We start from the raw sequence: 25,692 nt of genomic DNA on the forward strand, positions 1-25,692 counted from the left end.
CCGACGAGGCGACCCGGGCCGACCGGGCATGGGCCGCCCTGGCAACCAGAACAAGCTGAGTGCCTTCTTCTCCCGGTTCAACCGACCGCGCTGACCGCGGAGCAGGAGACCACGCGTGCAGATCCAGGTCCACACGGACAAGAACATGACCGTCAGCGACGCAATGGCCGAGCGTATCGGGGACGATCTCGAGTCCGCGCTGTCGCGTTTCAGTGATGAGATCACCCGCATAGAGGTCCACTTCAGCGACGAGAACGCCGGCGGGTCCGGCGGCTCCGACAAGCGGTGCATGATCGAGGCGCGGTTCGCGGGAGCTCGACCGGCCGCCGTCACCCACCACGCGGCGGCCGCGGGCGAGGCGTGCAGTGGTGCCGTGCACAGGCTCAAGGCCCTCCTCGGAAGCAGGTACGAGCGGTCGCACAGCCACAAGGGCGGCGACTCCATCCGTCACCTCGAGGTCCGCGAAGGGCTGAGCTGACCGACGCGCGCCGACGACAAAAGCGTGCATCAACAGGCGCAGCGGGCCGTGGCGGGATTCCAGCGGGCCCGCCGCCGCTTCCGCAGGCTCGACCATCTCGCCCGGGCCGTGGTGCGCTACGACCACACCGACGGTGGCCGGTTGGCCGCCGCGGTCACCTACTATTCGTTCTTCGCCGCGTTCTCCATGGCCCTGCTGGGCTTCGCCATCCTCGGCTCCGTGCTGGACGACGCCGCGGCCCTTCGTCCGGTTCAGGGCTACCTGTCGCGGAACCTGCCCAGCCTCGACGCGCAGGCGCTGCGGGAGGCCCGCGGCACCGCAGGGCTGGTCGCGTTCGTCGTCCTTCCGGTCGCCGGCCTGTTCTGGGTGGATGCGCTGCGCTCCTCGATCCGGGCGATGTGGCGGCTACCGCAGTATCCGGGCAACTTCTTCCTCCGTCAGCTCATCGACCTCGCAGTCCTGGCCGGGCTCGGTTTGCTGCTGACCGCCTCGCTTGCTGCCGCAGCCGGAACCAGGATCTTGCTGAACCGGCTCCTGTTCGGCGCGGCCGACGCCGCTGGGCCGCCAGGTCGGTGGCTGCTCGGAACGGCCGGCTACGTGCTCGGCATCGGCGTGAACGTGTTGCTGGCCGTGGCTGCCCTCACCGCGGTGCCACGGCTGCGGATGCGGCTGCGCCGTGTGCTCGGACCGGCGCTGTTCGTCGCCGCGGGATTGGAACTGCTCAAGACCCTCGGCCGCAGCTACGTCCAACGCGCCGAGGCCAACCCGGCCTACCAGGTTGTGGCCGGCGCCGTCGCGGTGCTCATCTCCCTCAGCGTGCTCAACCAACTCGTCCTGTTCGCCGCCGCCCTCACCGCCACCAGCACCCGCGGATCCTTCACCGATCTCGCCGAGCCCGCGGCAACGCCTGCCCGGCAGCCCACACCCACAGCCGGCCCAACCAACAACCAGCGCGTCATCCGCCGCCGCGGCCGGCCTGTCCGCCGGATGGTCGGCACGACCGGGAAGGCGCATCCGCCCGGCCGGCGGCGTTGACCCTCGGCATCTGCCCGAGCCTCCGGTTCACCGTCGCAGCTCGGTCGCCTCGCCCAGCCGCGTGAACTTGTGCGGGTTGCGGATCGCGTAGATCCGGGTGATCCGGCCGTCCTCGATGACGAAAGACACGGCCGTGCCGTTCTCGCCGCCAGGGTCGATGCGCGCAGCGATCCCGCCCATGATCACCACGTCGGGAGCCAGCACCTTGAGCAGTCCGGGCACGTCGCCGGAGGTCATAGCGGCAAGGAACCGCTCGACCACCCGCTGCTGTTCGCCGGCAGCTGAGTCGGCAAGCAGCGGACCCGCGACGACGTCCACCCGCTGAGGTCCCCCGGCCGCTGGCGTCATCGTCGGCCGCCGGCAGTGCGCGCCTGGGATGTCCCGAGCCTTGAAACGTCCCGCGTGCTTGCCCGGGGCGGGATGGATCGGTCAGTGTGCGGGCGCCACATCCTCATCGGACCGGCGTAGGATGGCGATGTCGCTCCGGATCTTGGTGATGATCATCCATCGACGGCCTACGCATGTACACCAGTCGCGTAGGTTACGCCGGACCCCGACTCACCGGACACGTCCCCCGCAGTCGCGGGCGGCAGACTGTCGCACTTCCGCTGTCACGCCGACGTCCTCGACCGAGCCGCCCCGAATGAGGTATCCCGATGACGTCGTCCGACACGGCCACCGATACCGGTCCGATCGTGCCCTCACAGGTCCACGACCCGGCCCGGTTGACCGCTGTACACCGGACCGAGCTGCTGGATACCGGACCGGATGAAGCCTTCGACCGGTTGACCCGGCTCGCCGCGACACTGTTGGGTACCCCGTACGCGTTCGTCACCTTGGTGGACGACACGCGTTCTTTCTGGAAGAGCTCCGTCGTCGCCGGCGCAGCCGGATCCGGCTACCGGCAAAGTCCGGTGGAGGAGTCGTTGTGCCAGTACGTGATCGGCGCCGGCCGTGAACTGGTCGTCACCGACGTTGCCGCCCACGACCTGGCCCGTGGCAACCCGACCATCGACCTGTTGGGGGTGGCGGCGTGGGCCGCGTTCCCGGTCCGGTCGCCGGACGGGCAGATCCTGGGCACGTTCTGCGTGACGGACACCGTGGCCCGCGACTGGACACCCCACGACCTTCAGGTTCTGGAGACGGTGGCGCACGCCGCCGCCGGTGAAATCGCACTGCGCACGGCGGCGACCGAGGCGAAGGAAGCCACCCGCCAGGCGACGCTCGCCAACGCCCGGGCGCAGACCGAGGCGCGTCGGGCCGAGGCCGCCACCGAGGACGCCCAGCGCGCCACCCTCCAAGCATTGGAAACAGCCGAAGAGGCGGCCATGCTCTCCCGCACCCTGCAGGAGAGCCTGCTCCCGCCGCACCTCCCGCAGATTCCCGGCATGCAGGTCGCCGTACGCTACCTGCGCGGGGGCCGCGGCGCCGACGTTCTCGGCGACTTCTACGACGTCTTCCGTTCCGTGCGCGACTGCTGGGGCGTCGTCGTCGGTGACGTGGCCGGCAAGGGACCGCAGGCGGCGAAGACCACCGCGCTGGCCCGATACACCCTTCGCGCCTCCGCGGCCCGCACCAGTACTCCAAGCGCCAACCTCGCCGCGCTCAACACCGCCCTGCTCGAGTGGCTCACCGAGGACACCCAGTTCATCACCGCCGTCTACACCAGCCTCCGACCCCACCCGGCCGGATTCGCGATCCGGGTAAGCTGCGGCGGCCACGACTCCGCCCTCGTCCGCCGCGCTGACGGCACCGTCGAAGCCATCGGTCGCCATGGCATCATTCTGGGCTTCACGCCCACCCCGCACCTGCGTGACCAGCGCACCCTGCTGCGCCCCGGCGACAGCCTCGTCATGTACACCGACGGCGTCACCGAAGCCCGCCACGGCCGCGACCTGTTCGGCGTCGACCGCCTCTGTCGCGTACTCGCCGGCGCTCCTCCCACCGCCACCGCGAGCGATCTCGCCGCCGGAATCGAGACCGCCGTCCTCGACTACAGCGGTCGACGCATCTCCGACGACACCGCGATCCTCGTCCTGCACGTCCCGCCACCGGCATGACAAACTCGGCCGGCCGGACCTGGCCTCCTACGAGGCCGCCGTCCTGGGCAGCGCCGCCTACATGGTGGCATTGGACGGAAGCTGCGGTCCGCGCCGCCGGCATACACAGACGGAGGCACGACATGATCGAGCCGGAGCCGGCCACCACACTGGGCCCCTTCAGCAGCGCGGGCGCAACCCCGATTCCCTGGCCGCAGGCACGCGCGGGACTGCGGGACACCCCCGTGTACTGGCTGTCGACGGTACGTCCGGACGCGCGCCCCCACGTCACCCCGCTGTTGGGGATCTGGCTGGACGGCGCGCTGTACTTCTCCACCGGTCCCGCCGAACGCAAAGCCAGGAACCTCGCCCGGAACCCGCATTGTGTCCTCACCGCCGGAACCAACCAACTCGACGGGCTGGACATCGTCGTCGAAGGCGCGGCGGTGATGGTGAACGACGAATTCGAACTCCGCACCGTCGCCGACACCTACGAGTCGAAGTACGGCCGGCGCTTCACCGCGCCCGAAGGCACCTGGTTCGGCCTGGGCGATGCCATCCGGGCCGGCAACGCCCCGGTCTACCGGGTAGCTCCCACGACCGCCTTCGGCTTCGGCAAGGGCGCCCAGTTCAGCCAGACCCGGTGGCAATTCGAACAGCCCTCGCCACAGCCCACGACCGTCGACTGACATCCCCACCGGCGTGGTCGACCGGCCGGATCACCGGACGGAGGTCCACACCGTCAGTCGCGGCCCAGGACGTCGACCACAGGCGCTGTCGCGTCGTGGGCCATGATGCTCAACTGCACCTCGGGCCGGTGCGGATCCGCGAGCGTCACGATCCAACCGTTATCCATCACGACCCGCGGCCCCCGAGGACCTGGGTGCTGCGGCTACGGAAGGCGACCACGCGTTGCCGGCCTTGGAAGGCGCGAAGCCAGGCTTCGCTTCCTCGAGCTCATTTCGATCACGTTCACGCAGCGGCGATAGAGCTACAACGCGAGCGGTGGGCCCGCGGGTCGGTGACAGCCGCCGCCTGGAAGGTGCGCAGCCGACCGGAGACGAAACCTTCTCCGCGGGCAGGTACCCGCCGGCCGTCGAAGGTCACAGCGGGGGCTGGCCGCTGTCGTCGTAGCGTTCGGCCGTGACTGTGCGCGACGTGCGATGGCGCCGCGAAAAGTAGACGAAAAGAACCAGCCCGGCGACCCCGGCGAGCATCAAGATCCAACCGACGACGTCCAGGTCTATTCCGGTGACCGTAGCGTTCACCGCGAACGCCAGGATCGCGCCGACGACGATAAGGAGGATGCCTGCTCCGATACCCATGCCCTGTGTCTCTCCACATCGGTGAGCCGCACGACGTCTGCGGGGAGCCGCAGAGCGCCGCCACCGGGGGCTGGAGTGACCACCACAGCCTACGCCGCCCCGTGCGACGGACAGTCGACGCGGTCGACACGCCGCGGTCAGCGCGGTCACAGGGCTCGTCGACGGTACGGCTCTGCTCGCCGCGACGGTCCTCTCCCCCCGTCGACGGCCCTCACGCGGGCGTGAGGGCCGCAGCGAGCACCAGACGGCGGGCGTCCGTGAGACGGGGTCACGGGCGACGATCGAGGATGCGTGAACGCGGGATCGTCGTTATCGTGTGACGAGCTGCTCCGGACCCTGGCGGCAGACTGGCATCTTCACGTCGTCGAACGGCCGGGGTATCCATGACCGTCCATTTCGGGCAGGAACTGTGTCGTCGTCACGGGGAGGCGCTCGCACGGGTAGCGTCTCTCATGCTGGGTGACGACGACGCAGCGGACGAGGTGGTGAGCGACACCATCGCCGCCGCGTGCCGGTTCGATGATCAGCCCGAGCGTCACCTCGCCACCCGAATGTATCTCGCCCGGTCTGTGTACCACCGTTGTCTGGGACTTCTGGCCACGTACGAACGGTTCATGTTCGACTCGGGTCGCGAGAACCGCCGTCGTCTGCGTGTCTCGACGATGAGTGATACTCAGCGGGCAGTGGTCGCTCTCGTCATGTTCGGCGATCACGACCTGACGCAGACGGCGGCGACACTGAATCTGTCGCCAGCGACGGTCACCCGGCATCTGCGGGATGCCACGTCGGCACTCCTGGGGGTCACCGATCCGGTGGGACCGAGGCGCCGGGCAAGTACCTGGTGACGCAGGGCGTACATCTTCGCACGGCGACCGTCGTTGGTATGTCAGCCGTCGTCAGGTCCGGCCATGGCGAGCGAGATCTCGCCTGCAGCGGTGGAAGGCGCCGCGACGGGCGGCCCGACCCCGCTCGTACTGCTTGACGACCCGCACCGCGAGGGCCAGGACCAGTAGGGCCACGCCGGCGACGATCGCGAGAACGGTGATGAGGGTGTTCATGACGCGCTCCACTTCGGTGTTCGCGTCCGGTCCGCGAACTGCGGGCACGGTAGGTACACGGCGCCGTGACCGGCGGACGGGTCGTCCACCGACGGTCTGGCCACCGGCCGACGCGCCACCACGCCCGCCTGATGGACGTCTGGCGTCCGCAGGTCGTGCAGCCGGAAGGATCGACACGGGGCGGTCTGCCCAGGCCTCAACCATCACTCATGACACCTGTGCCGACCTCGGCAAATCCGCGGGAGGGCGCGACCGTGCGGCAAGAATCACTTGTGACATTGGGTGTGGCTCGCCGGCGTCAATGTCGGTGTTGGGGCCGTGACCGTCATGCGCGGCTACGGGATCGACGATGAGCACCGCGCACGCACCTGACCGGTGAGTGACAGCCCGGCTGACGATGTGACGCTCTCCCAGCTCGTTCCGCTGCGGTTGGTCGTCACCGAAGGCGACGCCGACCAGCCCTGGCACGACGGCCTCGTCCCGGTTGCGCAATCGATCACCGGCGCCGCCGTGCAGGCCCAGATCGACGGGGTCGATGCGATCAACCACGACATCCGCACCACCGTGTTCGCGTTCAGCCGGACCTGACCGGCGCACGACACAGCCGACGGGTGACCTCGCCTCTGCTCGACACCCGCGGAACCGGTGACGTGGACGGTGGGGCACATCGCCGTCCACGCCACCTGCCCGGTCCTGCTCATCCCAGGCGCCAGCGCGCTGCGCCGGACCGCGGCGACATCGAGCGCATCGATCTTTTGTACCGTCGGCCACATCATCGGTGCCGCGCCTCTTGTGATGGTCAAGTTCAGCCGTGACGCCACCATGACGGCCGCGATCTTCGGATTCTTCGCGATGGGCTGGTTCGGCTGGGCACAGGAACATCCACCGCGGCCCTGGACGCGATGGCTGCGCGCCGGCTCGGCTTGTGCTGCGCTGATCCTGGTAGTGGCAGCCGTGCTCGCCTGGAGGCTCTGGGATACCGCCACGGTGTTCGACGCAGGCACCGGCCGGACGTCCGGAATCGTCGTCGGTTGCCGGGTTCGCCTGGCCGGCGTCGGTGCCGGTCTGCTGACCCGGCGGAACCGGAAGGAACTCGTGCCGGCCTGGATCGCCGCGGTGGTGGGGGTGCATCTCCTGCCGCTCGAGCCGCTGCTGCACTATCCGCTGCTGTACCCGGTGGCAGCGCTCGTCACCATGGCCGCAGTCCTCGCCGTGCCCGTGGCCCGCCGAGGGTCGCTCCCGGTCAGTGCAGTCAACGGCCTCGGCGTCGGCGTGGTCCTGCTGACCGCCGCGATCCTCTCGCTGACGAGTGCGCTCACTCGCGCCTGAGCCTGGGACGCTCCGGATCGTGGCCGTGAGGTGTACGTTGAGGTGCTGCCCCGGACCCTGGTGGCGATGCCCGTTCAGCACGCTCGAAGTCCAGGGTCGGAGCTTTTCGTGGAGATCGACCGCCGGATACGGTTGTGGGGTCTGGTGGTCGCGCACGCCGGCGACGCACCGGCCTCGGTGCCGGATGTCTGTGCGGTCGCTGTCACGGTCAGTGGCGTCGACGCCGCCGCGATCACGGTCATGCTGGCAGCCACTCCACGCGAAACGCTCTACACCAGTAGCCCGCTCGCCGCAGATCTTGAGGACATTACCCTGACGCTCGGCGAGGGTCCGGGGATGGAAGCCTCAGCCGGCGGCGGTCCAGCCCTGGCTGCGGATCTGGCCGGTGCCGACTGCCTGGCCAGGTGGCCCGCGTTCGCACCGGCGGCGGTACGGGCCGGGATCCGGGCGGTGTTCGCGCTGCCGCTGCGGGTGGGCGGGATCCACCTCGGCGTTCTCGTGCTGTGCCGCGCGGGCGCGGGCGTGCTGTCGCCGCAGCAGCTCACCGATGTGTTGATCCTCGCTGACACGACGTGTGCGCTGCTGCTCGACACCGCGTCCGGCAGTACGTGGGCCGGTGGGCGGGGGCCGGAACCGGTCGGCCTGCAGCACCCCGAGGTCCACCAGGCGACCGGCATGCTGACCGTCCAACTCGGGGTCGACGCCGCAACCGCGCTGGTGCGGTTGCGGGCCTACGCCTATGCCCATGACCGTCAGCTCAGCCAAGTCGCCGGTGACGTAGTGGCCCGGCGCCTGCATTTCGCACCTGACCACAGCACCGGCGGCGACACGTGAGTGCGGACCCGCTCGACGGCACCGCCAGACCCGCCGAGATTGTCCGGGCGAACTCGCCCGGGTGAACGACGAGGATGAGTGAGATGGCCCAGACCCAGCTGACCGATGTGTTCGTCGAGATGGCCGACACGCTGACCGCCGACTTCGACCTGATCGAGTTTCTGCACACGCTGACCGAGCGATGTGTGGAGTTTCTCGACATCGCCGCCGCCGGACTCCTGCTCACCGACGGGCAGGGCACCCTGCGACTCATGGCCGCGTCCTCCGAACGATCCCGGCTGCTGGAGCTGTTCCAGCTGCAGGCCGACCAGGGGCCGTGCCTGGACTGCTTCCGCACCGGGCAACCGGTCTCGGTCGCCGATCTCGCCGGCGACGGTCGGTGGCCCCGGTTCACGGTCGCCGCCGGCGAGGCCGGGTTCGCCGCCGTCCACGCGATCCCGATGCGGCTACGCGTCGAGGTGATCGGCGCGTTGAACTTCTTCGACGTCCAACCAGGCCCGCTGGACCCGGAAAAACTGCGCATCGGTCAGGCCCTGGCCGACGTCGCCACCATCGGGCTGATCCAGCAGCGCGTCATCCGCGACCGCGACGTCCTGACCGAACAGCTCCAGACCGCCCTCAACAGCCGAGTCCTCATCGAACAGGCCAAAGGTGTCCTCGCCGAACGGCTCGGCCTGGACGTGGCCGACGCCTTCACGGTGCTGCGCGCTACCGCACGCAACGGCAACCGCAACCTGTCGGACCTCGCGCGTGGCCTGGTCGAGGGCACCGAACAGATCACCACCACACCGGTCAAAGTTGTACCAGGTCGCCCGACGCCTCCACCGCGCCGTTCCCGACGGTGACGGCGAGACCCGCGGTGCTGGCGGTGGCGCCGGCGGCGGGGTCCCGGTGGGGGCCGAAGCCGCCGTAGGTGATGTCGTAGACCCCGAACTCCAGGTAGGTGAACTGACCCTCGGTGGGCGCGGCTGGGACGGTGATGTGATACGCGGTGCCGGTCACGGGCGCCTCTTGTCCGCGGAGCTGTCACTGTTCGGGTCGGTGCGGCTCCGTGACACCACCTGCATCGCCGCGACCATCAGCCCGGCGTGCCATCCGGGCGCGCGGCCATGCTCGGGTGGGCGGACGGTGCCCACCTCGTGACCGCTGCGGGCGAGCAGCCACGCGGTCAACGAGTTCGAGTTCCACATCTCGCCGGTGTGCATCTCGTCGCGACCCCACGTCAAAGCCGGTACCTGCGGCACGAGATCCAGTAGCCGCCGCACGCGGCAGGCATCGTCACCAATCTGCCGAGGTCCGCCGACGGCCGCCCCTACGTCGGGAATGACACCCGAGTGCCACCGCCGGACCTCATACCGGAACGCCGTGAAGCGGCCGAGCCGGCGCAACCCGACGGGACCCTCCCTTACGACACCACGGTCGACGGCACCGTTGCCCCAGACCGGAGTCATCTCGATCACGACACGGTCGCCGTCAAGGCGGACCTCCAGCGCGGAGTGGTACAGATCCCGAACAGCCCGCCTCTCAAGGCGCGCCGCACACGCCTCGAATACGCGGCCGTTGACGCGCACCGAACGGCCGCCGGCACCGAGCGGCAACCAGTACAGCACCACACTCGCAGCACCTGTCACGGAGTCACCGTCCGGCTGTCGTGGCGTTCTACTGTCGTGGCGCCGTCGGCGAAGCGCCCGCGTGCGCGAGAGCGGACAGGGTCTGGCTGCCGACGATCGCCGGTGCCTGGTGAACGAGCTCGTCGTTGGTGATGGCTTCGACCATGAACCGGGCGAAGTCCACCCGGCGGGTCATGTTGCTCCGCAGGATCGGATCCCCGGCGTGCCGGCTCCACACGGGGAGGCCCTGACTGGGGCCCTCCTCCAGGTCACTGCCCCGTACGACGGTCCACCGGGTGTCGCTGGCGAAGATCCGCCGGCAGGCCTCCACCTGGTCGTCGATGTCGGCGAACCGGGCGAGTTTGGCGATCGGGCCGGCGATTCTCACGAGCGCTTTGAGTTTCCACGAGTACCGGTCCTGGCCGTCGAGGGTGATGTGCCATCCACACGAGAACACCAGGCGTGCGCGCGGCTCGGCATGGTCGAGGACCGCTTGGGCGGTTCCCGATGAGTAGCCGTGGACTCCCCGGGGGACCAGCACGGTCAACACCGCGTCGCAGCCGGCGACCGCACGCTTGATGACCTCACGGTCGTCCGTGGCCCCGGCAACAACGGTGATGCGGCCCGTGAAGGCGTCGAGCTTGCCCACGCTCGCCTCCCGGCATACACCGACCACCTCGTAGCCGCGGTCCAGCGCGTGCCCGACCATGTACTGCCCGAGCTTTCCGGACGCCCCGACGATGCAGACCTTGAAATTGGCGGAATCATGGGCCCGCGCCGGGTCCTGTGAGGACGTCATGTCCTTGCTCCTCGCCTGTGGATGCGATTCCGATCGGCTGTCCATCACCGGGGTCCGGAGCGATACCGGCCACCCTACGCCCTTTCGGCGCGTCCGCTCGATGTCGATCTGTCGGCGCGCGATGGCTGGGCCGGTGCGATCGTCGCCAGGTTCCCGAAAGTGCGCTGTCCGGAACAGCGGGGATCGGCGTAATGTGAGCGCGGGGACCGATCCGGTCCTCCACGCCTGTCAGCGATGCTGGCGCGCCTCCCACGCCGCCCGGACCTCGCGGTTGCCCAGTGATGTCCGGCGCCTCGACCGGGGCGTCGCCTCCGGCCGCAATCCGCAGCCTGTGCCCCCGAGGGGCGTGGAACCATGACCACCCTCGTCGTAGCGATCCCGAACATCCAGCCATCGCCGGTCACTGAAGCCTCGACACCGTCGAACGGCGGCCGACCGGCAGCAATCCCGACCGGCCTCGCCGGCCGAGGTTCACGACGTCTGAGCACGGCGCCGCTGGTCACGACCGAACAGTTGCTCCGGGCACGCGACCGGCTGCCGGTCGGCCACCCGGAGCGTGATCTCCTGCGCGCCCAGGCCATCGAGGACAACCTACCGCTGGCCAGGCGGCTGGCACGTCGCTACGCCGGCCGCGGCGAACGCTTCGACGACCTCGTCCAGGTCGCCGCCCTGGCCCTGATCAGAGCCGTCGACGGGTACTCCTCCGACCGGCCAACCCCGTTCGTCAGCTACGCCGTCCCGACGATCACCGGTGCGCTCAAGCGGCACTTCCGCGATACCGCCTGGGGCATGCGCGTACCACGGTCGACCCAGGAACTGCTCCTTGACCTGCCCGCGACGATCAGTCACCTCACCCACCTGCGCGGCCGGGCGCCGGCACCGGCCGAAATCGCCGACCACCTTCGCGTCAACGTCGACGTGCTCCTCGCCGCGATCAACGCCGCCCAGGTGTACCGGTTACCGTCGCTGAACACGAGCGTTACCGCCGACGACAATGTCGAGCTCATCGACCTGGTCGGGGGCGTCGATCCCGGCTACGCGGGCATCGACGACAGCATGGAGCTCGGATCACTCGTCGCGGCCCTGCCGCTGCGCGAGCGGCGCGTCCTCACGATGCGGTTCTATGACGAGATGACCCAGGCCCGCATCGCCGCCGAGATCGGTGTCTCGCAGATGCACGTCTCGCGGCTCCTGTGCAGAGCCCTCACTCAACTCCGGGTCGGCTTCCTCGCCTCGGCCGATGACCCGCCAGAGAACGCCGCCCGTTGACGCACGACCGGCAGGCTCAACCGGCGGGCGGCATCATCGCCGACCGCCGGCAGAGGCCCGACTCCTACTTGAGCCAGGGTGCCCGTTGGACGAGCGGGGTCGCCGCCCATTGGCGGCCGAGGCCGAGGGTGTTGCCGGCACCGAGCAGGGCCAGCACGACGAGGATGGCCGCGTAGACCAGGTGGTCGTCCATGAACGGGTTGCTGGCCGGAGGCAGCACCGCGGACCACATCATGACGGTCAGCAGTGCTCCTGCGCCGGCCGCGATGCGCATCCCGATGCCCAGCATCAGCGCGAGGCCGACTCCCAGCAGGGCGGCCATGAACAGCGCGTCGGCGATGCCGGTTCCGGCGATGTTCTGGTAGAAGCCGCTGAACGGTCCCTTCGCGGAGCTCAGGAAGCCGTTGGTGGGGCTGCCGCCGTTGAACCAGGACCGCTCCGACGGGGTGGCGAAGCCGAGGCCGAACGCTTTGTCCAGGAACGCCCAGAGGAAGACCCAGCCCAACGCGATGCGGATGCCGGCCAACAGGTAGCGGGCCGCTACAGCCGCACGCGGGCTCGGATCGACGGTCGGTTCGGTGGTCGGCTGCCGCATCTGGCCGCGGTCATCCAAGCGGGGTCGGTCGGCCGAGGCGTGGCGCCCGACAGTGCCGGCGGACCGGGGTCCGGCCGGAGATGCCGGCATCGGATCGGTCAGCGTTGGTGTCAGCGTCCCGACGGGAGGTTCGGTGGATCGGTGGTTCCGAGCGATGTCGACCATCGCATTCACATTCCTTCAAGGTGCTCATTGAGCAGATACCCGCGACGCAGAACGGCCGCAGGTTGGTTGTCGCGTGGCACGGCTTCGTGTACCGCCGGCCGGATCGGAGAACGTGCGGGCCGCATGAGCCGGAAGCTCGTGAGTGTTGCGCATCTTCTGGCGCGTCGACGGTGGCGAGGTTGACAGCCACCGCGTTCGGGCGACGGGTCCACCCTACGCCTATCGACGCGCTTCTGTGCGGTGCGTTCCGGCCGGGACTCCGGGCAGGCGTACAGTGAGACTGTCACTTCAGACCCCGGTGGCGCAGCACGTCGCCGGTGGACGCCTCCACCGATCAAGGCCGGTACGGCCGGATCGAGTATCGAGCGCTCTCCTTGTCGCCAACGGCGACGGACCCCGCAGGCACCACCCGGTCCCCGGTCCACTGTGGACAAGAACACCGACCGGCTCGCCCAGAGCCGGCTCGGGAGAGGACCCTACATGTCAATCGTGTGGATCGCTGTCGCCATCTTCGTCGTGGTGCTGTTGTTCCTGGCACTCGCCGTACGCATCGTCAAGCAGTACGAGCAGGGCGTGCTGTTCCGGCTCGGCCGTGTCATCGGCGTCCGCCAGGCCGGCCTGACCTTCATCATCCCGGTCGTCGACGTCCTGCAACGGGTGAGCCTGCGCATCGTCACGATGCCGATCCAGTCGCAGGGCATCATCACCCGCGACAACGTCAGCGTCGACGTCTCCGCCGTCGCCTACTACCGCATCGTCGACGCGGTGAAGTCGGTCGTCGCCATCGAGAACGTCGGTGCGGCCATCAACCAGATCGCCCAGACCACCCTGCGCAAGGTCGTCGGACAGCACACCCTCGACGAGACCCTGTCCGAAACCGACCGCATCAACGTCAACATCCGCGAGATCCTCGACGTCGCCACCGAGGACTGGGGCGTCGTGGTCACCCTTGTCGAACTCAAGGACATCCAACTCCCGGACAGCATGAAACGGGCCATGGCCCGCCAGGCCGAAGCCGAACGGGAGAAGCGCGCCAAGATCATCGCCGCCGAAGGCGAAGCCCTGGCCGCCGACGCCCTCGGTACCGCCGCCGACATCATGCTCGCCCACCCCCTCGCGTTGCAGCTACGCAACCTGCAGAGCCTGGTCGAGATCGGCGTCGACAAGAACACCACCGTCGTCTTCCCCGCCCCACTCATGAGCACCATCGGCGACCTCGGAGCCTTCCTCACCCGGGAAACCACAGCATCCGCCGCCACGCGACCCGCCGCCGAACGCGTGCCGAACGGAAAACCCGTCACGCCGTAGGGCACCCGCATTCGACACTTCACGGAAGGAGGCGTCATGACCATCAAACTCCGGCCCAGCACCCAGCCCAACACCGAGGCACTGGCCAAGGCACTGACCCAGACGGTCACCGCGGCGGGCCTCGCCCCGTCGATCCACAACACCCAGCCATGGCGGTGGCGGATGACCGGCGACGGGCTGGACCTCCACCTCGAACCCAGCCGTCTCCTCCAGGTCTCCGACCCCGACACCCGCCTGTCCACGCTGAGCTGCGGGGCCGCCCTGCACCACGCCCGGGTCAGCCTCGCCGCACAAGGCTGGCGCGCCACCGTGACCCGCATACCCGACCCCGCCCACCCCGGGCACCTCGCACACCTGCGGGTGGACGGCCCCGCACCGGAACCGGTGGAGGCGCTGACGGTGCGCCGCGCGCGAACCATCGGGCTGCGCCACACCGACCGCCGGCCCCTGACCGGGCCGCCGATCGGCCCGGCGGACATCACCACCCTCCTCACAGCCGTCGGGGCCGAGGGCGCGTCGCTGTACATCCTGCGCCCGGACCAGATCATCGACCTGGCCACGTCAGCCCACCACGCCCAGCGCACCGACCTGCACGAGGCCCGGTGGCAGGCGGAACTCGCCCACTGGACCGGCGGCACCCGACCCACAGGCAGCGGCATTCCCGACGCCACGATTCCCGCGCAGCCATCAGAGACCCCCGTCCCCGGGCGCGACTTCGGCCACTACGGCGACCTGCCGATCAGCCAAGGACACGACCGGGCAGCGGTGTTCGCGATCATCTACGGCCGCGGCGACCGTCCACAAGACTGGCTCCACGCCGGGGAAGCCCTGTCCGCGGCCTGGCTCACCGCCACCGAGATCGGCGTCTCCCTGCTACCGCTCAGCGCCACCATCGAGACGCTCAGCACCCGCCAGGCCATGCGCGCCCTGCTCTCCAGCGCCGGCCACCCTTACCTGGTTCTACGACTCGGCACCGCCGAGCCCGACGACACCGGACCCGCCTACGCCCCGCGGCTGCCGACCGACCAGATCATCGACATGTCCTGACATCGGTCCGTCGGGGGTAGTACCGGCGTTGCATGCGGGGCGCAGAGCCGCTCGCCAACCGGCTCGTGTTCGGTACCGAAATGCGCAATCGGCTGACAGCTGTTCGGCACCGCTGCGGCGCCGCCAGCAAGATCCGCGCCTTCCTTTCCAGCGGCGGCGATCTCGCCTTCTGCGGCCATCACGCCAACCCCTACGCCGAGACCATCCGTCGACGCGCATCGGCATACCGGCAACCTCGACGTAGGAGTGGGCGCGGCGGGCAACGACCTGATCCGGTCTGCTGAGGACACCGGTGTCCGACAAGCCCGCCGGGAGAACAACAGCCGGTCGGCGACCTCGTCGAAGGGCTCGTCGAAGGCGCGCTCGATCGCCGCCCCCAGCAACCGGGTGTCCGGCGCGAACATGCACGTCTCCTGCCGCGACAGCAGCGCGACGATGTCGGTCCGGGCCCAGGTAGTCGGTCTCAGCGTCGCGGATCCCGCTTGTGTGGTGCATCAGCTCGACGAGCTTGACGTGGGCGGCGGACTTGATTCCCGGTGCCCACTTCGCCAGTTCGTCATCGAGGTCCAGACGGCCGTCGTCGGCCGCCAGAAGCGGTAGCCGAGCCGTAAAGTGTTTCGCCATCGATGCCGCCTTCACCACCGTCTCCGGTGTGAAAGGCACCGCATGCTCGACCACCGCCATGCCCTCCGAGCGCTCGGCGACGTCGCCGGCCGGGCCTTGGACGAGCAGGACGGCTCCCCCGTTGGTCATGGCTCGATCACGCCGACCCGGCCACGGACGGCTGGAGGTCGAGAAACCAGATCCCGGTACCGCCGGACAGCGCCGGCGAGGGCGGCCCGGTGATGAGACGCAGCGCCCGGTCGGCGTCGTCGCGGGTGGCCGACACCGTTCACCAGCCTCCAGGAGATTGGTGCCGTTTCCTCCGTTCTGTACTGACTGACACGTTCTGTACGACTGACGCGGCCGCATCCTGTTTCGTCATGTCGGCCGCTGTCATCCGGTGCCACAACCGTCGATGTCGCTGTTGTGGATGATCAGCGGTCTGACGCTCGGCCTGGCCTGCCTGCATCCGTCGATGCTGGACCTCGAAACCCCGAGCGCCGTGGTCAATCCCGACCTGGGACCCGTACGCCTGACCGCGCTCGCGTTCGCCACGCTGCTCGCCCCGGCGGCCCTGCTGATCCAGTGCCTGCGGGGTGCGCCGCTGTTCGTACCGCTCATCTGCGCCTCCTGCAGCGTGCTGTTCCTGCCGGCAATCTTCCGGCTGGCCGGTGTGCTCGCGGTTCAGCGCCGGATGGCGGTGACCGACATGCTGACCGGCCTCCACTCGCGGCGCTACTTCGAGGACGCATCGTCGGCCCAGGCCCGGCGACGTAACCACACGGCCGTGCTGCTGCTCGACATCGACCACTTCAAGCGGGTCAACGACACCTACGGCCACGACGGCGGGGACCTGGTCCTCCGCGAGGTCGGGCAACGCCTTCCCGAGCCGTACGCCGGGGGACGTGCCGGCTCGATACGGGGGCGAGGAGTTCGTCGTCCTCCTGCCGAACACCACGTCCGCCGAGGCGCGGGAGACCGCCGAGCGGATCCGTGCGGCGATCGGCGGACGCCCGGTCGAGGTCGGCGACGGCGTCACCACCACGATCACGGCGTCGATCGGCGTGGCCTGCCGGCCGGATGACGTCGCCCAGCCGGACCAGCTCACCCTCCTCGCCGATCAGATGCTCTACCGGGCCAAGCAGACGGGCCGCAACCGGGTCGTCGCCGCATCCGATGAGGTCCTGGCCGCCGGATCCGCTGACCTCCCCCCTTAGCGTGCAGCCTGAACTGTGATCCACGCTGACGGGCGAGCCGGGCCGCGGATACCCGAACATCTGCTCCGCCCGGGCATTGACGACCAGAATCACCCCGCTTCGTCGACCCCGATGACCGCGTCGGGAGCGGAGTCGAGCATGCCGGCGGGCACGCTGTCCGAGACGCTCGTGGACTGCATGGCTGTCGCGCCCGGCCCCAGCGGCGTGCGGATGCGCCCAGAGTCGACGTCGACTCCCGCCGGTCGCGGACGTCGGGATGGGCGCCGAGAAGCAGGACCGTGGTCATGGTGTCCTCTCTCCGGTTGCTCGACCAGCCGCGCGTCACCCGGCCTGCTTCAGCCCTCGCGTGGTCCGGGCGACCCGGATGACGCGCTGGGCCTGGTGGCGGGCGGCGTTGCGGGTGTCGTCGTCGATGGAGCCGAGGGCGTCGCCCCAGACGGCGTGGTGGGAGGTGCCGTACGGGTTGCCGTCGACGAACTTGACCGGGTCGGTGTATCCGGGTGGCACGATGATCCCGCCGAAGTGGTAAATGCTGTTGTAGATGGCGAGCAGGGTGGACTCGTGGCCGCCGTGCCGGGTTCCGGTCGAGGTGAAGGCGCTGTAGACCTTGTCGGCGAGTTCGTTTTTCTGCCACAACGGCGAGAGGGTGTCGAGGAACTGCTTCAGCTGGGCGGCCATGTTGCCGAACCGGGTGGGTGAGCCGAAGACGATGGCGTCGGCCCAGGAGATGTCGTCGTGGCTCGGTGGTGGCACGTCGGCGGTGGCCGTGTGGTGGGCGGCCCACAGCGGGTTCGCGTCGATCGCGGCCCGCGGGGCCAGTTCGGCGGCCTTGCGGACGCGGACCTCGGCGCCGGCGGCTCCAGCCGCCGCGGCGATCTCCGCGGCGATGGCCGTGCCGGTGCCGGTCGACGAGTAGTAGACGACAGCGAGTTTCACTGAATTGGACATGGTGCGCTCTTTCCTTGAGGGGGAACGGGGTCAGGCTCCGGCCTGCCTGCGGCGATCGGAGAGCGTGGGCAGGTGGCCCGTCACCCCTCCGTCGACGTAGATCAGCTGCCCGGTGATGAAACGTGATTCGTCGGAGGCGAGGAACACCACCGCGTTGGCGACGTCCGCCGGTTCTCCGACGGTGTCGAGCATCTGCGAGTCCAGGAGCAGTTGGGCCGGTGCGATGTCCTCCAGTCGGTGCGACCGCGCGGGCGCACCGGACGGGCCGGGCGGCGGGATCATGCCGGGGGCCAGTGCGTTGCTGCGGATGCCGAGGTGGCCGAAGGACGTGGCCACCGACTTCGTCAGGTAGTTGACCGCCGCCTTGCTGGTGCCGTAGGCGACCAGTGCGAGGTCTCCGCCGGCGGCCTGCACCGACGAGGTGTTGATGATCGAACCGCCGCCGGACCCGGCCATCACCGGGACGGCGTACTTGCTGCCGAGGAGGACGCTGCCCGCGTTGACCCCGATGGTCCGCATCAGGTACTCGTGGCTGACCCCGACCACGTCGGTGTCCCGCAGGATCCAGTCGGCGCCCACCAACCCGGCGTTGTTCCACAGCACGTCGAGGCGTCCGTAGGTCTCCGTGGCCAGCGTCACCACGGCAGCCATGTCGCTCTCGACGCTGACGTCACCGGTGAACGGCGTCACGTCGTAGCCGCGCTCCACGAGGTCCTTCGCCCGCTCGTGCACGGCCGGCGACAGGTCCATCATCACCACGCGCGCGCCCTCGGCCGCCATCGCCCGCACGCCCGCGAAGCCGAGGGCGCCGGCCGCGCCGGTGGCGATCGCCACTTTGCCCGTCAAGCGATCCATCGGGACCTCCTCAGATAGTTGAAAGTTCAGCAACCGCCGCCACGGTAGCATGAGATGCTGAACTTTCAACTAATCGAGGGAGGGCTCGCGATGGAGCAACCACGCTGGCTGGACGACGAGGAGCAGCGGACGTGGCGCAGCTTCCTGCTGGCCAGCCGCCTGCTGTTCGACCGGGTGGAGCAGGGCCTGAAGCAGGACGCGGATCTCTCTTTCGCCTACTACGAGATCCTCACCCGGCTCTCGCAAGCGCCCGGGCACTCCATGCGGATGGTCGACCTGGCGGCCGCGTGCGTCTTCGACCGGAGCAGGCTGAGTCATGCGATCGACCGCCTCGTACGCCAACGGTGGGTCCGTCGGACGCCTTCGCCCTCCGACGGCCGGGGCCAGCTCGCGGAGCTCACCGAGGAGGGCGTGGAGAAGGTCCGGCAGGCCGCCCGCGGACATGTCGACCAGGTCCGGTCGCTGATGTTCGACCGGCTCACCCGGGAGCAGCAGGCGGCCCTACGGGAGATCAGCGAGGTGCTGGCCACCGGCATGGTCGACCCGCCGAAACTCACGTCGATGGGCTGGCCGTCACAGTGACCGGCACGGTTCACCGCTGTCCGTACCGCACGGGTGCGGCGCGGACAGCGGCACATCGATGATCTTGTGCAGGATGTTCTGCCTGAGAGGATCTGATCTATACCCCTCCTGACCTCGTCGCCGTGCCAATCGCGTTATGGCGCCGCGTCTATCACCCGGACACGCACAGCTCGATATAGCCTCGTCGTACATGGCCACCTTTCGCACCGCGTCAACCCTGATCTCCTCAGACGGCACCCGAACCGCCGGCACCGCCGCCCTCTTCACCGAGCCGGGGCGCAAGGGTGAACCCGCCCCGTGGGCCGGTGACTTCCGGCCGGCCAACGATGCAGGCAACGGCCCCAAGGACGCAGTGGGAAAGACTTTCACGTTGGAGTTGCCCGACGGCAGCACCGGCACGGTCAAGGTCCAGAGCCGCAAGAGCGGAAAAGGGGGCGTCACCTTGGCGTTGATGGGTGAAGACGCGCCCCCCTTCTGATCGGCACGCGGAACGGGGCCGAGCGTCGGCCGGCGCGGGGCTCGGCCCCGCCGCCCTCACCGACGATGGCGGCGGCCCGTCGATCGGGAAGCAGCCGTTCCTTGTGGTCCAGTTCGCGTTCCAGGACACGTAGGCCCTCATCGGGTGGACGACCGGCATCCCGCCACCGCAGCAGCTCGTCCCGCTGCGCCGATCGCCACGCGTTCGCCGTCAGCGGGTCGCCAGACGGACAGCGAAGGCGACCAGCATGCCGACCCGGTCCCCCGGCGGCCGCGGCCAGAAACTGGCCGAACGCGGAGGGTGCGGAGAAACCGTCGCCCGTGGCCGCTGCGACGGCGACGCTCAGGATCGTGAGGGCGGTGGTGTCGTCGCGCCCGTCGCCGGCACGGCCCACGCGACAGGCGTAGGGTAAAGCCTGACTCTGGCATCCCCGGCGAGCTTTGCCGCCGCTGATCCACCTGTTGTGACCGGCATTGCCTTCGTTCACCAACCGATCAGAGAGTTGGCGGTCGTGACGACCGCAGCGCCCCGCCCGTCGAATCACCGGAATCCGGATGCGGGTCCTGGCACCGCAGACGACGCCCAGAACACGAGGAGGCCTTTCATGGCCAACAAGTCCGCACACAAGGAAGACCGTAAGAAGCAGGCGAGCACCCTCAAGGAGAAGCGTGCGGCGAAGAAGGCCAAGCACGCCGAGCCGTCATCCCAGATTCCGTCGACCGGCCGCTGACCCGACACCGGTTCACGGTCCGTCGGCCCGAGCGATGGCGCGCCCTCGACCTGCTCGGATTCCGGTCCCCGGGCGTTACCGCCCGGGGACCTTCAACCCCCTATGACGCGTAAGGCATGCGATGGAGCCGACGAGGGACGGCACCACGCCCGGCCGTCCGCGAGGGACTGCCGGGGCACGTCGTCGAGGGATGCCTTCCCGGATGTGTATGCACTCGGACAGCGGAATCACGGTCTTCAGGCAATGATCCGCCACCGGGGGCCGGGGTGGCTGCATCACAATACCTCCGATGTGGCTGATCTGAACACGGGTCGCGTATCTTCGCCGCAGAAACCGGCGTAGGGTTAGGGGTGTCGTTCGGGACCCGGTCGCCGACAATCTCGCCGCTGGCGGACGCTCCGCACCGATCCATGGTCACCGTTACCACTCGGAAGGCGGCGGTCGTGATGACCGCAGCACAGAACCATCGACAGTCTCCGACACCGGCAAATGGGTACCAGAGTGCCGACCACCCCGACCGGTCGCGGTCGGACCAGCCGATGACGCCACGCTCGCGGGCGGGCGGGCTCTGGGTCATCGCTGTGACCTTCGTCCTCCTACTTCTCCTACTTCTGATCTTCGTGCTGCAGAACGGTCAACGCGTCGACGTGTCATTCCTCGGCGCAGACGGGAATGTTCCACTGGGTGTGGCGCTCCTTCTGGCCGCCGTCTTCGGCGCGCTGTTGGTGGCGCTGCCCGGAACGGTCCGCATCGTTCAGCTACGCCTGCTCGGCCGCCGTCGTGGCTCCCTGCTCACCACGCGCCCGCTGACCGCTCCCGTCTCCGTACCGGACGCCCCCCGGAACGGGTAGCGGCCGGTCGCCCGTCCGGCTCCACCTCCGAAGTCAGGATGGTCCCGTCATGTCCACCGCCGCGCAGCACACCACCGACGTTGCTTCAACCCCGTCGTCACCACGTCTCGTCCTCGCCACGGTGCGGGCGAGACAGGCGGTTCTGGACGGAGGGTGGTGGCCACGGTCCCGCGACCCGTTCGCCGAGTTTCCCGGTCTCGTCGAGGCCCTGTCCGCCCGCTACGGGCCCGTCCGCCAACTCATGCTCAACAGCTCCACCTGGGACAGCCGGTTCAAACGGCTGACGGTCGGCGACCGGGTGGTTCGGGCGGGATGGTTCGCCAGCGTCGATCCGATGCTGCTGATCGCCACCACCGACCGGGGTGAACAGGTCGACCTGCTCGTGGTCCCGCCGTCGACCCCGGCCGGCATCGCCGAGAAAGCGATGGCCCGGGCGGCCGACCCGGACAATCGCCGGCGTGCGCAGGCCATCCTCGTCGACCCGCCGGAGGCACCGGCGCGGACCCGGGACGCCCGGGAGCAACCGGCGTGGGACAACGAAGGAGGACGCGTCATCGCGCTGGACAGGAGACGGCCGTGACCGTGCGGAGCCCCGTCGCCCGTCCGGTGGCGACTCCCGTGGAGGCGCCCTCCCTCCGGCGCCGGATCGGTGCCGCCGCACACCGTCGTGCCGGCCGGCTGGAGTGGATCGTCTTCGCGCTGGCCGTGCTCGTCGTACCGCTGATCATCCTTCTGCTGGGCGGAGACTGACCGCCCGTCCTGGTGTGCCTGGCCACCACCGGGGTATCCGCCGCGCCGGGTTCCGTCCGACGATCACCGTTCCCGTCACGGAACCGGCCGCCCGGACTCTGCGGCGCCTCGAGCTCGTGGTTCATCCTCGCCGTCGGCATGGCCCGATACGGGAGGAGTGCCGCGCCAGGAGTTCCCCTTCCATTGCATACGCTCATATCTAGGGCAAGCCCGGGCGCCCCACCGTCGCCGTTCACGACCGGTCCGTCGCCGCGGCTGATCGCCGTCGCGCATTCGTCCAATGTGGACGACAGGCCACGCGGTAGGCGCGTCGGCGGCGCCCGGGTCCGACGGATGATTCTGTTCATCGCCGTCGGCCACCTGTGGTTGCACGAGATGTGCTGGCCCTCATGGGTTGCGGTGCTCTGCCACGGGTAGAAGGCGACAAGCGGTGTCACGCGCGCGGGCGCCACCGGGTGCGGAGCGAAGGACGCGGCCGCGGTTCCGTCGCGGTCGTTTCCTCGTCCCAGGGAACGTGGAGGCGATTCCGCACCGTGGTGAGGAGCGACGGTGAGTCTGAGCCTGATCCTGTCTCTGCCGCGGCAACCATCCACGGTCACGTGCTCCCGCCTCGTGCTCGCCGCCCTGTTGTCGCTGACCGACGCCACCGAGGAGTGCCGCCACGAGCTCGCCGTGATCATGACTGAGGCATGCACCAACGCCGTGATGCACTCCACGCCCGGGAGCGCGGTCGACATCAACGTCACCGTCGACGACGGGTGGTGCGTTCTGGAGGTCGGCAACCGGGGACACACCGGGAGGAGGGAGCCCATGCGCCTACCCACCGACGCACTGCGCATCGGAGGCCGGGGGCTGCCCCTGATGGCCTCGTTCGCCGACACGATGGCGTTCCTACCCACCGCGGCCGGTCACGTTCGGCTGCAGATCACCAAGCGTCTGTCCGCCCGGAACGCCGATCCGGGTCCTTGACCCGGCGGCGTCCGGCGATGACGAGCTGGCAGTGGTGGACGACCAGGCACGACCGTCACTGCTGGTCGGCGACGAGCACCTCGGTGGTGAGGAACAGCCCGGCGATCGACGCGGCGTTCTGCAGGGCCGACCAGGTGACCTTGGCCGGTTCGACGATGCCCGCCTCGAACATGTCGACGTACTCGCCGGAGGTGGCGTCGAGGCCGTGACCGTCCGGCAGCGAGCCGACCCGGTCGACCACGACACCGCCTTCCAGCCCCGCGTTGACCGCGATCTGACGCAGCGGTGCGGCGAGTGCGACCCGCACGATGGTGGCGCCGGTGCCTTCGTCACCGGACAGGTCGAGCTTGCCGAACGCGGTGTTCGCGGCGTTGACCAGGGCCTGCCCTACGACTCCCGGGAACAGGTCACGTCGGGGGTGCTGACCGAGGCCGTCGCCGCCGGGGGTCCAGGTCGTCGCCACGGCTTTCCCACACGCCGTCGAACTGCTCGGCGACGGCGTGATCGTGCCGCATCAGGACTCGGCCGCCCTCGCGGCCGCGATCCGCCTCGTCCTCACCCGGCCCTCGGCCCGTCCGTCCACCCCGTCGGCCCTGCTGTGGCCGGCGGTCGCCCACCGCTACGACACGCTCGCCCGGCGGCTCGTCCACGCCGGGGCCGTGGCGGACGGCCCGCCGCGGCGAGCCGTCCATCGTGTCGTCCCGATGGTTCACCAGGGTGAGAGGGCCCACGAGGGCAAGGTCTAGAAGTAGGTGGGAAGGCGCGGAGTGTACGGGCTCTCGAGGTCGGCGACCTCGTCGTCGGTGAGTTCGATGTCGAGTGCGGCGACCGCGTCGGACAGATGATGCGGCTTGGTGGCCCCGACGATCGGCGCCGACACCACGGGGTTGCGCAGCACCCAGGCCAGCGCGACCTGCGCCATCGATACGCCGCGCTTCCCGGCGATGCGCTGCACCGCGTCGACGATCGCCTCGTCGCTGTCGTGGAACAGCGGACGGCCGAACATGTCGACGGTCGGGTTCGACCCGCCGCGGGTGGTGCCGCGGTCACCCCACGGACGGGTGACGAGGCCGGCGGCCAGCGGTGACCATGGCAGGCTACCGACACCCTGGTCGGCCAGCAGGCCGAACATCTCGCGTTCCTCTTCGCGCTGTACCAGGTTGTACTGGTCCTGCATCGACACGAACCGGGTCCCGCCATGGATGTCGGCGGCGTGCTGCATCTTCGCGAACCGCCACGCCCACATCGACGACGCACCGAGGTACCGGGCCTTGCCGGCCTTCACCACGTCGTGCAGCGCCTCCATCGTCTCCTCGACCGGCGTGTCGGCGTCGAAGCGGTGGATCTGCAACAGGTCGACGTAGTCGGTGCCCAGGCGCGCCAGACAGGCGTCGACCTGCTCGAAGACCGCACGACGGGACAGGCCACCGCCTCCGGGCCCGTCGCCCATGGGCCAGAAGATCTTGGTGGCGAGAACCACGTCTTCACGACGGGTGTACTTCCTGATGGCCCGTCCGGTGATCTCCTCCGACGTGCCGCGGCCGTAGACGTTGGCGGTGTCCCAGAACGTGATGCCGAGCTCGACCGCCTGCTGGAACAGCGTCCCCGCGGCGGTGGCGTCGAGCGTCCAGTCGCGACCCGTGCCGGGTGCGCCGAAACTCATGCAGCCCAGTACGATTCGGCTGATCTTCAGACCCGAACGGCCCAGACGCATGTATTCCATGGTGTCTGCTCCTCCATTTTCGATGGTCGAGGTGACGTCAGCCTCGTGGGAGAACGCCCAACCGGCCAGCAGGCACAGCCCGTCCTCGGCCGGGCTGTCCCGGTTCCGCGCGGGTGCCGCGACCCCGCCTCGGCGCAGTCGGCCACCCCTCGCCCACCGTGCGACGCGACGCCGGACTGTTCAGGGCCGGCCCGGGCGCGGCGCGAGGTCAGGAACTCGCTGATCTCATCGCGGTCGTCCACGGCTTCACCGTATGCACGCGTGCCGGCCGGTGACGGGTCGCCGGCCCGTTCCGGATCGGGCGGCTGGTTACGACCCCGGTGCGGTCCGGCCCGGGGCCGCACCGGATGGGGGTGGGGCGAAATCGGACAGGTTGCCCGGGTCGGTGACGATCAGGCGGGCGACCTCGCTGAGTTGGCGGTTGGTGCGCCGGGCCTGGGCGCGGATCAGTTCGAAGGCCGCGTCGACGCCGATGTTGTGCGCCTGCGCGACGGCACCCTTGGCCTGCTCGACGATGATCCGGCTGTTCAGCGCGCCCTGGAGTTGTTCGGTCAGGATCTCGCCGCGCCTGATCGCCCGTTCCTGCAGCAGTCCGATCGCGGCGACGTCGGCCAGCGCCTGCGCGATCTGGGCATCCGTCTCGTCGAGGCCGCCGGTACTACGGCCGAAAATGTTCATCGCACCGATCACGTCGTCGCGCAACCGCAACGGAAACGCGTGGACCGACCGGAAACCGGAGGCGGTGGCCTGCGGAGCGAACCGCGGCCACCGGCCGCCCGCGGACCGCAGGTCGACATTGATCACCGGCCGGGCGGTGTTGAACGCGTCCAGACATGGCCCGTCGTGGCTCTGCACCTGGAACAATTCCAACAGTCTTGTGGACTCGTCCGACGCGGCCATGAACTGCAGCCGGCCGTTCTGGTCTGCCAGCAGCAGCCCCACGGCGGCGGCATCGATGGTGCCCGCCGCGCGGTCGGCGAGCATCTGCAGGAACTCGATGACGTCGAACTCGGCCACGAGAGTGTCCGCCACCTCGACGAAGACCTTGGCGAGGCGCTCAGCGGATATGGTCATGACTGCCTCCTGGCCTTGCCT

Annotated in this window: 34 protein-coding genes and 3 pseudogenes; 22 read left to right on the forward strand and 15 right to left on the reverse strand. The window is 69.4% G+C overall.

The features are described 5' to 3' along the window. Nucleotides 1-145 precede the first annotated feature (145 nt). Together Voc01_RS50160 and Voc01_RS50165 are read left to right on the forward strand one after the other, a co-directional pair. Nucleotides 146-478, forward strand: a complete 333-nt coding sequence (locus tag Voc01_RS50160) for a hypothetical protein (protein ID WP_203934897.1) — start codon at nt 146-148, stop codon at nt 476-478. A 108-nt stretch (nt 479-586) separates the two neighbouring features. Further along, a complete protein-coding gene (locus tag Voc01_RS50165; protein WP_507772772.1) occupies nt 587-1,513 on the forward strand; it encodes a YihY/virulence factor BrkB family protein in 927 nt (308 codons plus the stop codon). Between the two features lie 27 nt (nt 1,514-1,540). Here the strand turns inward: Voc01_RS50165 and Voc01_RS50170 are convergent, their stop codons facing one another. After that, entirely contained in the window at nt 1,541-1,831 is a 291-nt protein-coding gene (locus tag Voc01_RS50170) for a sigma-70 family RNA polymerase sigma factor family protein (RefSeq protein WP_203934898.1), read from the reverse strand. A gap of 338 nt (nt 1,832-2,169) precedes the next feature. Between Voc01_RS50170 and Voc01_RS50175 the strand changes: the two genes are divergently transcribed. Both Voc01_RS50175 and Voc01_RS50180 read left to right on the forward strand, forming a co-directional pair. Next, on the forward strand, nt 2,170-3,573 hold the full coding sequence (locus Voc01_RS50175; protein WP_203934899.1) for a PP2C family protein-serine/threonine phosphatase: 1,404 nt from the start codon (nt 2,170-2,172) through the stop codon (nt 3,571-3,573). 122 nt (nt 3,574-3,695) lie between these two features. Then, nucleotides 3,696-4,241: a pyridoxamine 5'-phosphate oxidase family protein gene (locus tag Voc01_RS50180; RefSeq protein ID WP_203934900.1), complete on the forward strand. Its 546-nt coding sequence runs from the start codon at nt 3,696-3,698 to the stop codon at nt 4,239-4,241. A gap of 414 nt (nt 4,242-4,655) precedes the next feature. On the opposite strand, the gene Voc01_RS50185 is transcribed toward Voc01_RS50180, so the two are convergent. After that, a complete protein-coding gene (locus Voc01_RS50185) occupies nt 4,656-4,877 on the reverse strand; it encodes a DUF6458 family protein (RefSeq protein WP_203934938.1) in 222 nt (73 codons plus the stop codon). Between the two features lie 452 nt (nt 4,878-5,329). Between Voc01_RS50185 and Voc01_RS50190 the strand changes: the two genes are divergently transcribed. After that, complete coding sequence (locus Voc01_RS50190; protein WP_203934901.1) at nt 5,330-5,722, forward strand: RNA polymerase sigma factor; 393 nt, start codon at nt 5,330-5,332, stop codon at nt 5,720-5,722. Nucleotides 5,723-5,773: 51 nt separating this feature from the next. Here Voc01_RS50190 and Voc01_RS50195 read toward each other — a convergent pair whose 3' ends face one another. After that, nucleotides 5,774-5,935: a hypothetical protein gene (locus tag Voc01_RS50195; RefSeq protein WP_203934902.1), complete on the reverse strand. Its 162-nt coding sequence runs from the start codon at nt 5,933-5,935 to the stop codon at nt 5,774-5,776. A 375-nt stretch (nt 5,936-6,310) separates the two neighbouring features. Here Voc01_RS50195 and Voc01_RS50200 point away from each other — a divergent pair, with 375 nt between their 5' ends. The 4 genes from Voc01_RS50200 (at nt 6,311) to Voc01_RS50215 (ending at nt 8,943) form a co-directional block, all read left to right on the forward strand. Then, nucleotides 6,311-6,523, forward strand: coding sequence for a hypothetical protein (locus tag Voc01_RS50200; protein WP_203934903.1), 213 nt, complete (start codon nt 6,311-6,313; stop codon nt 6,521-6,523). A 57-nt stretch (nt 6,524-6,580) separates the two neighbouring features. Beyond that, nucleotides 6,581-7,264 (forward strand): hypothetical protein, encoded by a 684-nt coding sequence (locus Voc01_RS50205; RefSeq protein ID WP_239161067.1) that lies wholly within the window; start codon nt 6,581-6,583, stop codon nt 7,262-7,264. 108 nt (nt 7,265-7,372) lie between these two features. Continuing rightward, nucleotides 7,373-8,098: an ANTAR domain-containing protein gene (locus tag Voc01_RS50210; RefSeq protein ID WP_203934904.1), complete on the forward strand. Its 726-nt coding sequence runs from the start codon at nt 7,373-7,375 to the stop codon at nt 8,096-8,098. An 83-nt stretch (nt 8,099-8,181) separates the two neighbouring features. Then, nucleotides 8,182-8,943 carry a GAF and ANTAR domain-containing protein gene (locus Voc01_RS50215; RefSeq protein ID WP_239161068.1) on the forward strand — a complete coding sequence of 254 codons (762 nt, stop codon included), beginning with the start codon at nt 8,182-8,184 and terminating at the stop codon, nt 8,941-8,943. Here the strand turns inward: Voc01_RS50215 and Voc01_RS50220 are convergent. The 3 genes from Voc01_RS50220 to Voc01_RS50230 are packed head-to-tail and all read right to left on the reverse strand — an operon-like array spanning nt 8,891 to nt 10,507. Further along, complete coding sequence (locus tag Voc01_RS50220; protein WP_203934906.1) at nt 8,891-9,100, reverse strand: hypothetical protein; 210 nt, start codon at nt 9,098-9,100, stop codon at nt 8,891-8,893. The two genes, Voc01_RS50215 and Voc01_RS50220, sit on opposite strands and share 53 nt — an antisense overlap. Further along, nucleotides 9,097-9,711 carry a hypothetical protein gene (locus Voc01_RS50225; protein ID WP_203934907.1) on the reverse strand — a complete coding sequence of 205 codons (615 nt, stop codon included), beginning with the start codon at nt 9,709-9,711 and terminating at the stop codon, nt 9,097-9,099. The genes Voc01_RS50220 and Voc01_RS50225 overlap by 4 nt, the downstream gene beginning before the upstream one ends. Nucleotides 9,712-9,757: 46 nt before the next feature. Next, complete coding sequence (locus tag Voc01_RS50230; RefSeq protein WP_203934908.1) at nt 9,758-10,507, reverse strand: NAD(P)-dependent oxidoreductase; 750 nt, start codon at nt 10,505-10,507, stop codon at nt 9,758-9,760. Nucleotides 10,508-11,020: 513 nt separating this feature from the next. On the opposite strand from Voc01_RS50230, the gene Voc01_RS50235 reads away from it, so the two are divergent. Continuing rightward, entirely contained in the window at nt 11,021-11,776 is a 756-nt protein-coding gene (locus Voc01_RS50235; RefSeq protein ID WP_239161069.1) for a sigma-70 family RNA polymerase sigma factor, read from the forward strand. A gap of 64 nt (nt 11,777-11,840) precedes the next feature. Here the strand turns inward: Voc01_RS50235 and Voc01_RS50240 are convergent, their stop codons facing one another. Continuing rightward, nucleotides 11,841-12,371 carry a DoxX family protein gene (locus Voc01_RS50240; RefSeq protein WP_203934910.1) on the reverse strand — a complete coding sequence of 177 codons (531 nt, stop codon included), beginning with the start codon at nt 12,369-12,371 and terminating at the stop codon, nt 11,841-11,843. A gap of 645 nt (nt 12,372-13,016) precedes the next feature. Here Voc01_RS50240 and Voc01_RS50245 point away from each other — a divergent pair. Both Voc01_RS50245 and Voc01_RS50250 read left to right on the forward strand, forming a co-directional pair. Then, on the forward strand, nt 13,017-13,844 hold the full coding sequence (locus Voc01_RS50245; protein ID WP_203934911.1) for a slipin family protein: 828 nt from the start codon (nt 13,017-13,019) through the stop codon (nt 13,842-13,844). Between the two features lie 36 nt (nt 13,845-13,880). Then, nucleotides 13,881-14,891 carry an Acg family FMN-binding oxidoreductase gene (locus tag Voc01_RS50250; protein ID WP_239161070.1) on the forward strand — a complete coding sequence of 337 codons (1,011 nt, stop codon included), beginning with the start codon at nt 13,881-13,883 and terminating at the stop codon, nt 14,889-14,891. On the opposite strand, the gene Voc01_RS54930 is transcribed toward Voc01_RS50250, so the two are convergent. From Voc01_RS54930 to Voc01_RS54370, 3 genes and pseudogenes are all read right to left on the reverse strand, one after another. Then, a complete protein-coding gene (locus Voc01_RS54930) occupies nt 14,846-15,295 on the reverse strand; it encodes a hypothetical protein (RefSeq protein WP_373873979.1) in 450 nt (149 codons plus the stop codon). The two genes, Voc01_RS50250 and Voc01_RS54930, sit on opposite strands and share 46 nt — an antisense overlap. Before the next feature lie 34 nt (nt 15,296-15,329). Next, a pseudogene (locus Voc01_RS54935) lies at nt 15,330-15,644 on the reverse strand (serine hydrolase); the annotation flags it as partial. Between the two features lie 7 nt (nt 15,645-15,651). Next, nucleotides 15,652-15,780 carry a hypothetical protein gene (locus Voc01_RS54370; RefSeq protein ID WP_275423837.1) on the reverse strand — a complete coding sequence of 43 codons (129 nt, stop codon included), beginning with the start codon at nt 15,778-15,780 and terminating at the stop codon, nt 15,652-15,654. Between the two features lie 408 nt (nt 15,781-16,188). Between Voc01_RS54370 and Voc01_RS54940 the strand changes: the two are divergent. Both Voc01_RS54940 and Voc01_RS54945 read left to right on the forward strand, forming a co-directional pair. Beyond that, nucleotides 16,189-16,368, forward strand: a pseudogene (locus tag Voc01_RS54940) (diguanylate cyclase); the annotation flags it as partial. 31 nt (nt 16,369-16,399) lie between these two features. Then, nucleotides 16,400-16,711, forward strand: coding sequence for a GGDEF domain-containing protein (locus Voc01_RS54945; RefSeq protein ID WP_373873977.1), 312 nt, complete (start codon nt 16,400-16,402; stop codon nt 16,709-16,711). Between the two features lie 321 nt (nt 16,712-17,032). Here Voc01_RS54945 and wrbA read toward each other — a convergent pair whose 3' ends face one another. Beyond that, nucleotides 17,033-17,659 (reverse strand): NAD(P)H:quinone oxidoreductase, encoded by a 627-nt coding sequence (gene wrbA, locus Voc01_RS50265; RefSeq protein ID WP_203934914.1) that lies wholly within the window; start codon nt 17,657-17,659, stop codon nt 17,033-17,035. A 30-nt stretch (nt 17,660-17,689) separates the two neighbouring features. Next, nucleotides 17,690-18,514, reverse strand: coding sequence for an SDR family NAD(P)-dependent oxidoreductase (locus tag Voc01_RS50270; protein ID WP_203934915.1), 825 nt, complete (start codon nt 18,512-18,514; stop codon nt 17,690-17,692). A 90-nt stretch (nt 18,515-18,604) separates the two neighbouring features. Here Voc01_RS50270 and Voc01_RS50275 point away from each other — a divergent pair, with 90 nt between their 5' ends. The 7 genes from Voc01_RS50275 (at nt 18,605) to Voc01_RS50300 (ending at nt 22,874) form a co-directional block, all read left to right on the forward strand. Beyond that, nucleotides 18,605-19,096, forward strand: a complete 492-nt coding sequence (locus Voc01_RS50275; protein WP_203934916.1) for a MarR family winged helix-turn-helix transcriptional regulator — start codon at nt 18,605-18,607, stop codon at nt 19,094-19,096. A 190-nt stretch (nt 19,097-19,286) separates the two neighbouring features. Continuing rightward, nucleotides 19,287-19,574, forward strand: coding sequence for a hypothetical protein (locus tag Voc01_RS50280; RefSeq protein ID WP_203934917.1), 288 nt, complete (start codon nt 19,287-19,289; stop codon nt 19,572-19,574). A gap of 604 nt (nt 19,575-20,178) precedes the next feature. Next, entirely contained in the window at nt 20,179-20,304 is a 126-nt protein-coding gene (locus Voc01_RS54375) for a hypothetical protein (protein ID WP_275423838.1), read from the forward strand. Between the two features lie 581 nt (nt 20,305-20,885). Next, complete coding sequence (locus Voc01_RS50285; protein ID WP_203934918.1) at nt 20,886-21,155, forward strand: LapA family protein; 270 nt, start codon at nt 20,886-20,888, stop codon at nt 21,153-21,155. A gap of 49 nt (nt 21,156-21,204) precedes the next feature. Then, the gene (locus Voc01_RS50290; protein ID WP_203934919.1) at nt 21,205-21,735 is read left to right on the forward strand and encodes a DUF5994 family protein; all 531 of its coding nucleotides are present in this window, start codon (nt 21,205-21,207) and stop codon (nt 21,733-21,735) included. Continuing rightward, nucleotides 21,732-21,905 (forward strand): hypothetical protein, encoded by a 174-nt coding sequence (locus tag Voc01_RS50295; protein ID WP_203934920.1) that lies wholly within the window; start codon nt 21,732-21,734, stop codon nt 21,903-21,905. Before Voc01_RS50290 ends, Voc01_RS50295 begins: the two co-directional genes overlap by 4 nt. 549 nt (nt 21,906-22,454) lie before the next feature. Then, nucleotides 22,455-22,874, forward strand: a complete 420-nt coding sequence (locus Voc01_RS50300) for an ATP-binding protein (RefSeq protein ID WP_203934921.1) — start codon at nt 22,455-22,457, stop codon at nt 22,872-22,874. Nucleotides 22,875-22,929: 55 nt separating this feature from the next. Here Voc01_RS50300 and Voc01_RS50305 read toward each other — a convergent pair. Continuing rightward, a pseudogene (locus Voc01_RS50305) lies at nt 22,930-23,262 on the reverse strand (TCP-1/cpn60 chaperonin family protein); the annotation flags it as partial. 118 nt (nt 23,263-23,380) lie between these two features. Between Voc01_RS50305 and Voc01_RS50310 the strand changes: the two are divergent. After that, nucleotides 23,381-23,620, forward strand: coding sequence for a hypothetical protein (locus tag Voc01_RS50310; protein WP_203934922.1), 240 nt, complete (start codon nt 23,381-23,383; stop codon nt 23,618-23,620). Here Voc01_RS50310 and Voc01_RS50315 read toward each other — a convergent pair. Together Voc01_RS50315 and Voc01_RS50320 are read right to left on the reverse strand one after the other, a co-directional pair. After that, nucleotides 23,617-24,597, reverse strand: coding sequence for an aldo/keto reductase (locus Voc01_RS50315; protein WP_203934923.1), 981 nt, complete (start codon nt 24,595-24,597; stop codon nt 23,617-23,619). The two genes, Voc01_RS50310 and Voc01_RS50315, sit on opposite strands and share 4 nt — an antisense overlap. 309 nt (nt 24,598-24,906) lie before the next feature. Then, entirely contained in the window at nt 24,907-25,671 is a 765-nt protein-coding gene (locus Voc01_RS50320) for a GAF and ANTAR domain-containing protein (protein ID WP_203934924.1), read from the reverse strand. Nucleotides 25,672-25,692 lie beyond the last annotated feature (21 nt).

This window comes from Virgisporangium ochraceum (assembly GCF_016863655.1).
Taxonomy (GTDB): Bacteria; Actinomycetota; Actinomycetes; order Mycobacteriales; family Micromonosporaceae; genus Virgisporangium; species Virgisporangium ochraceum.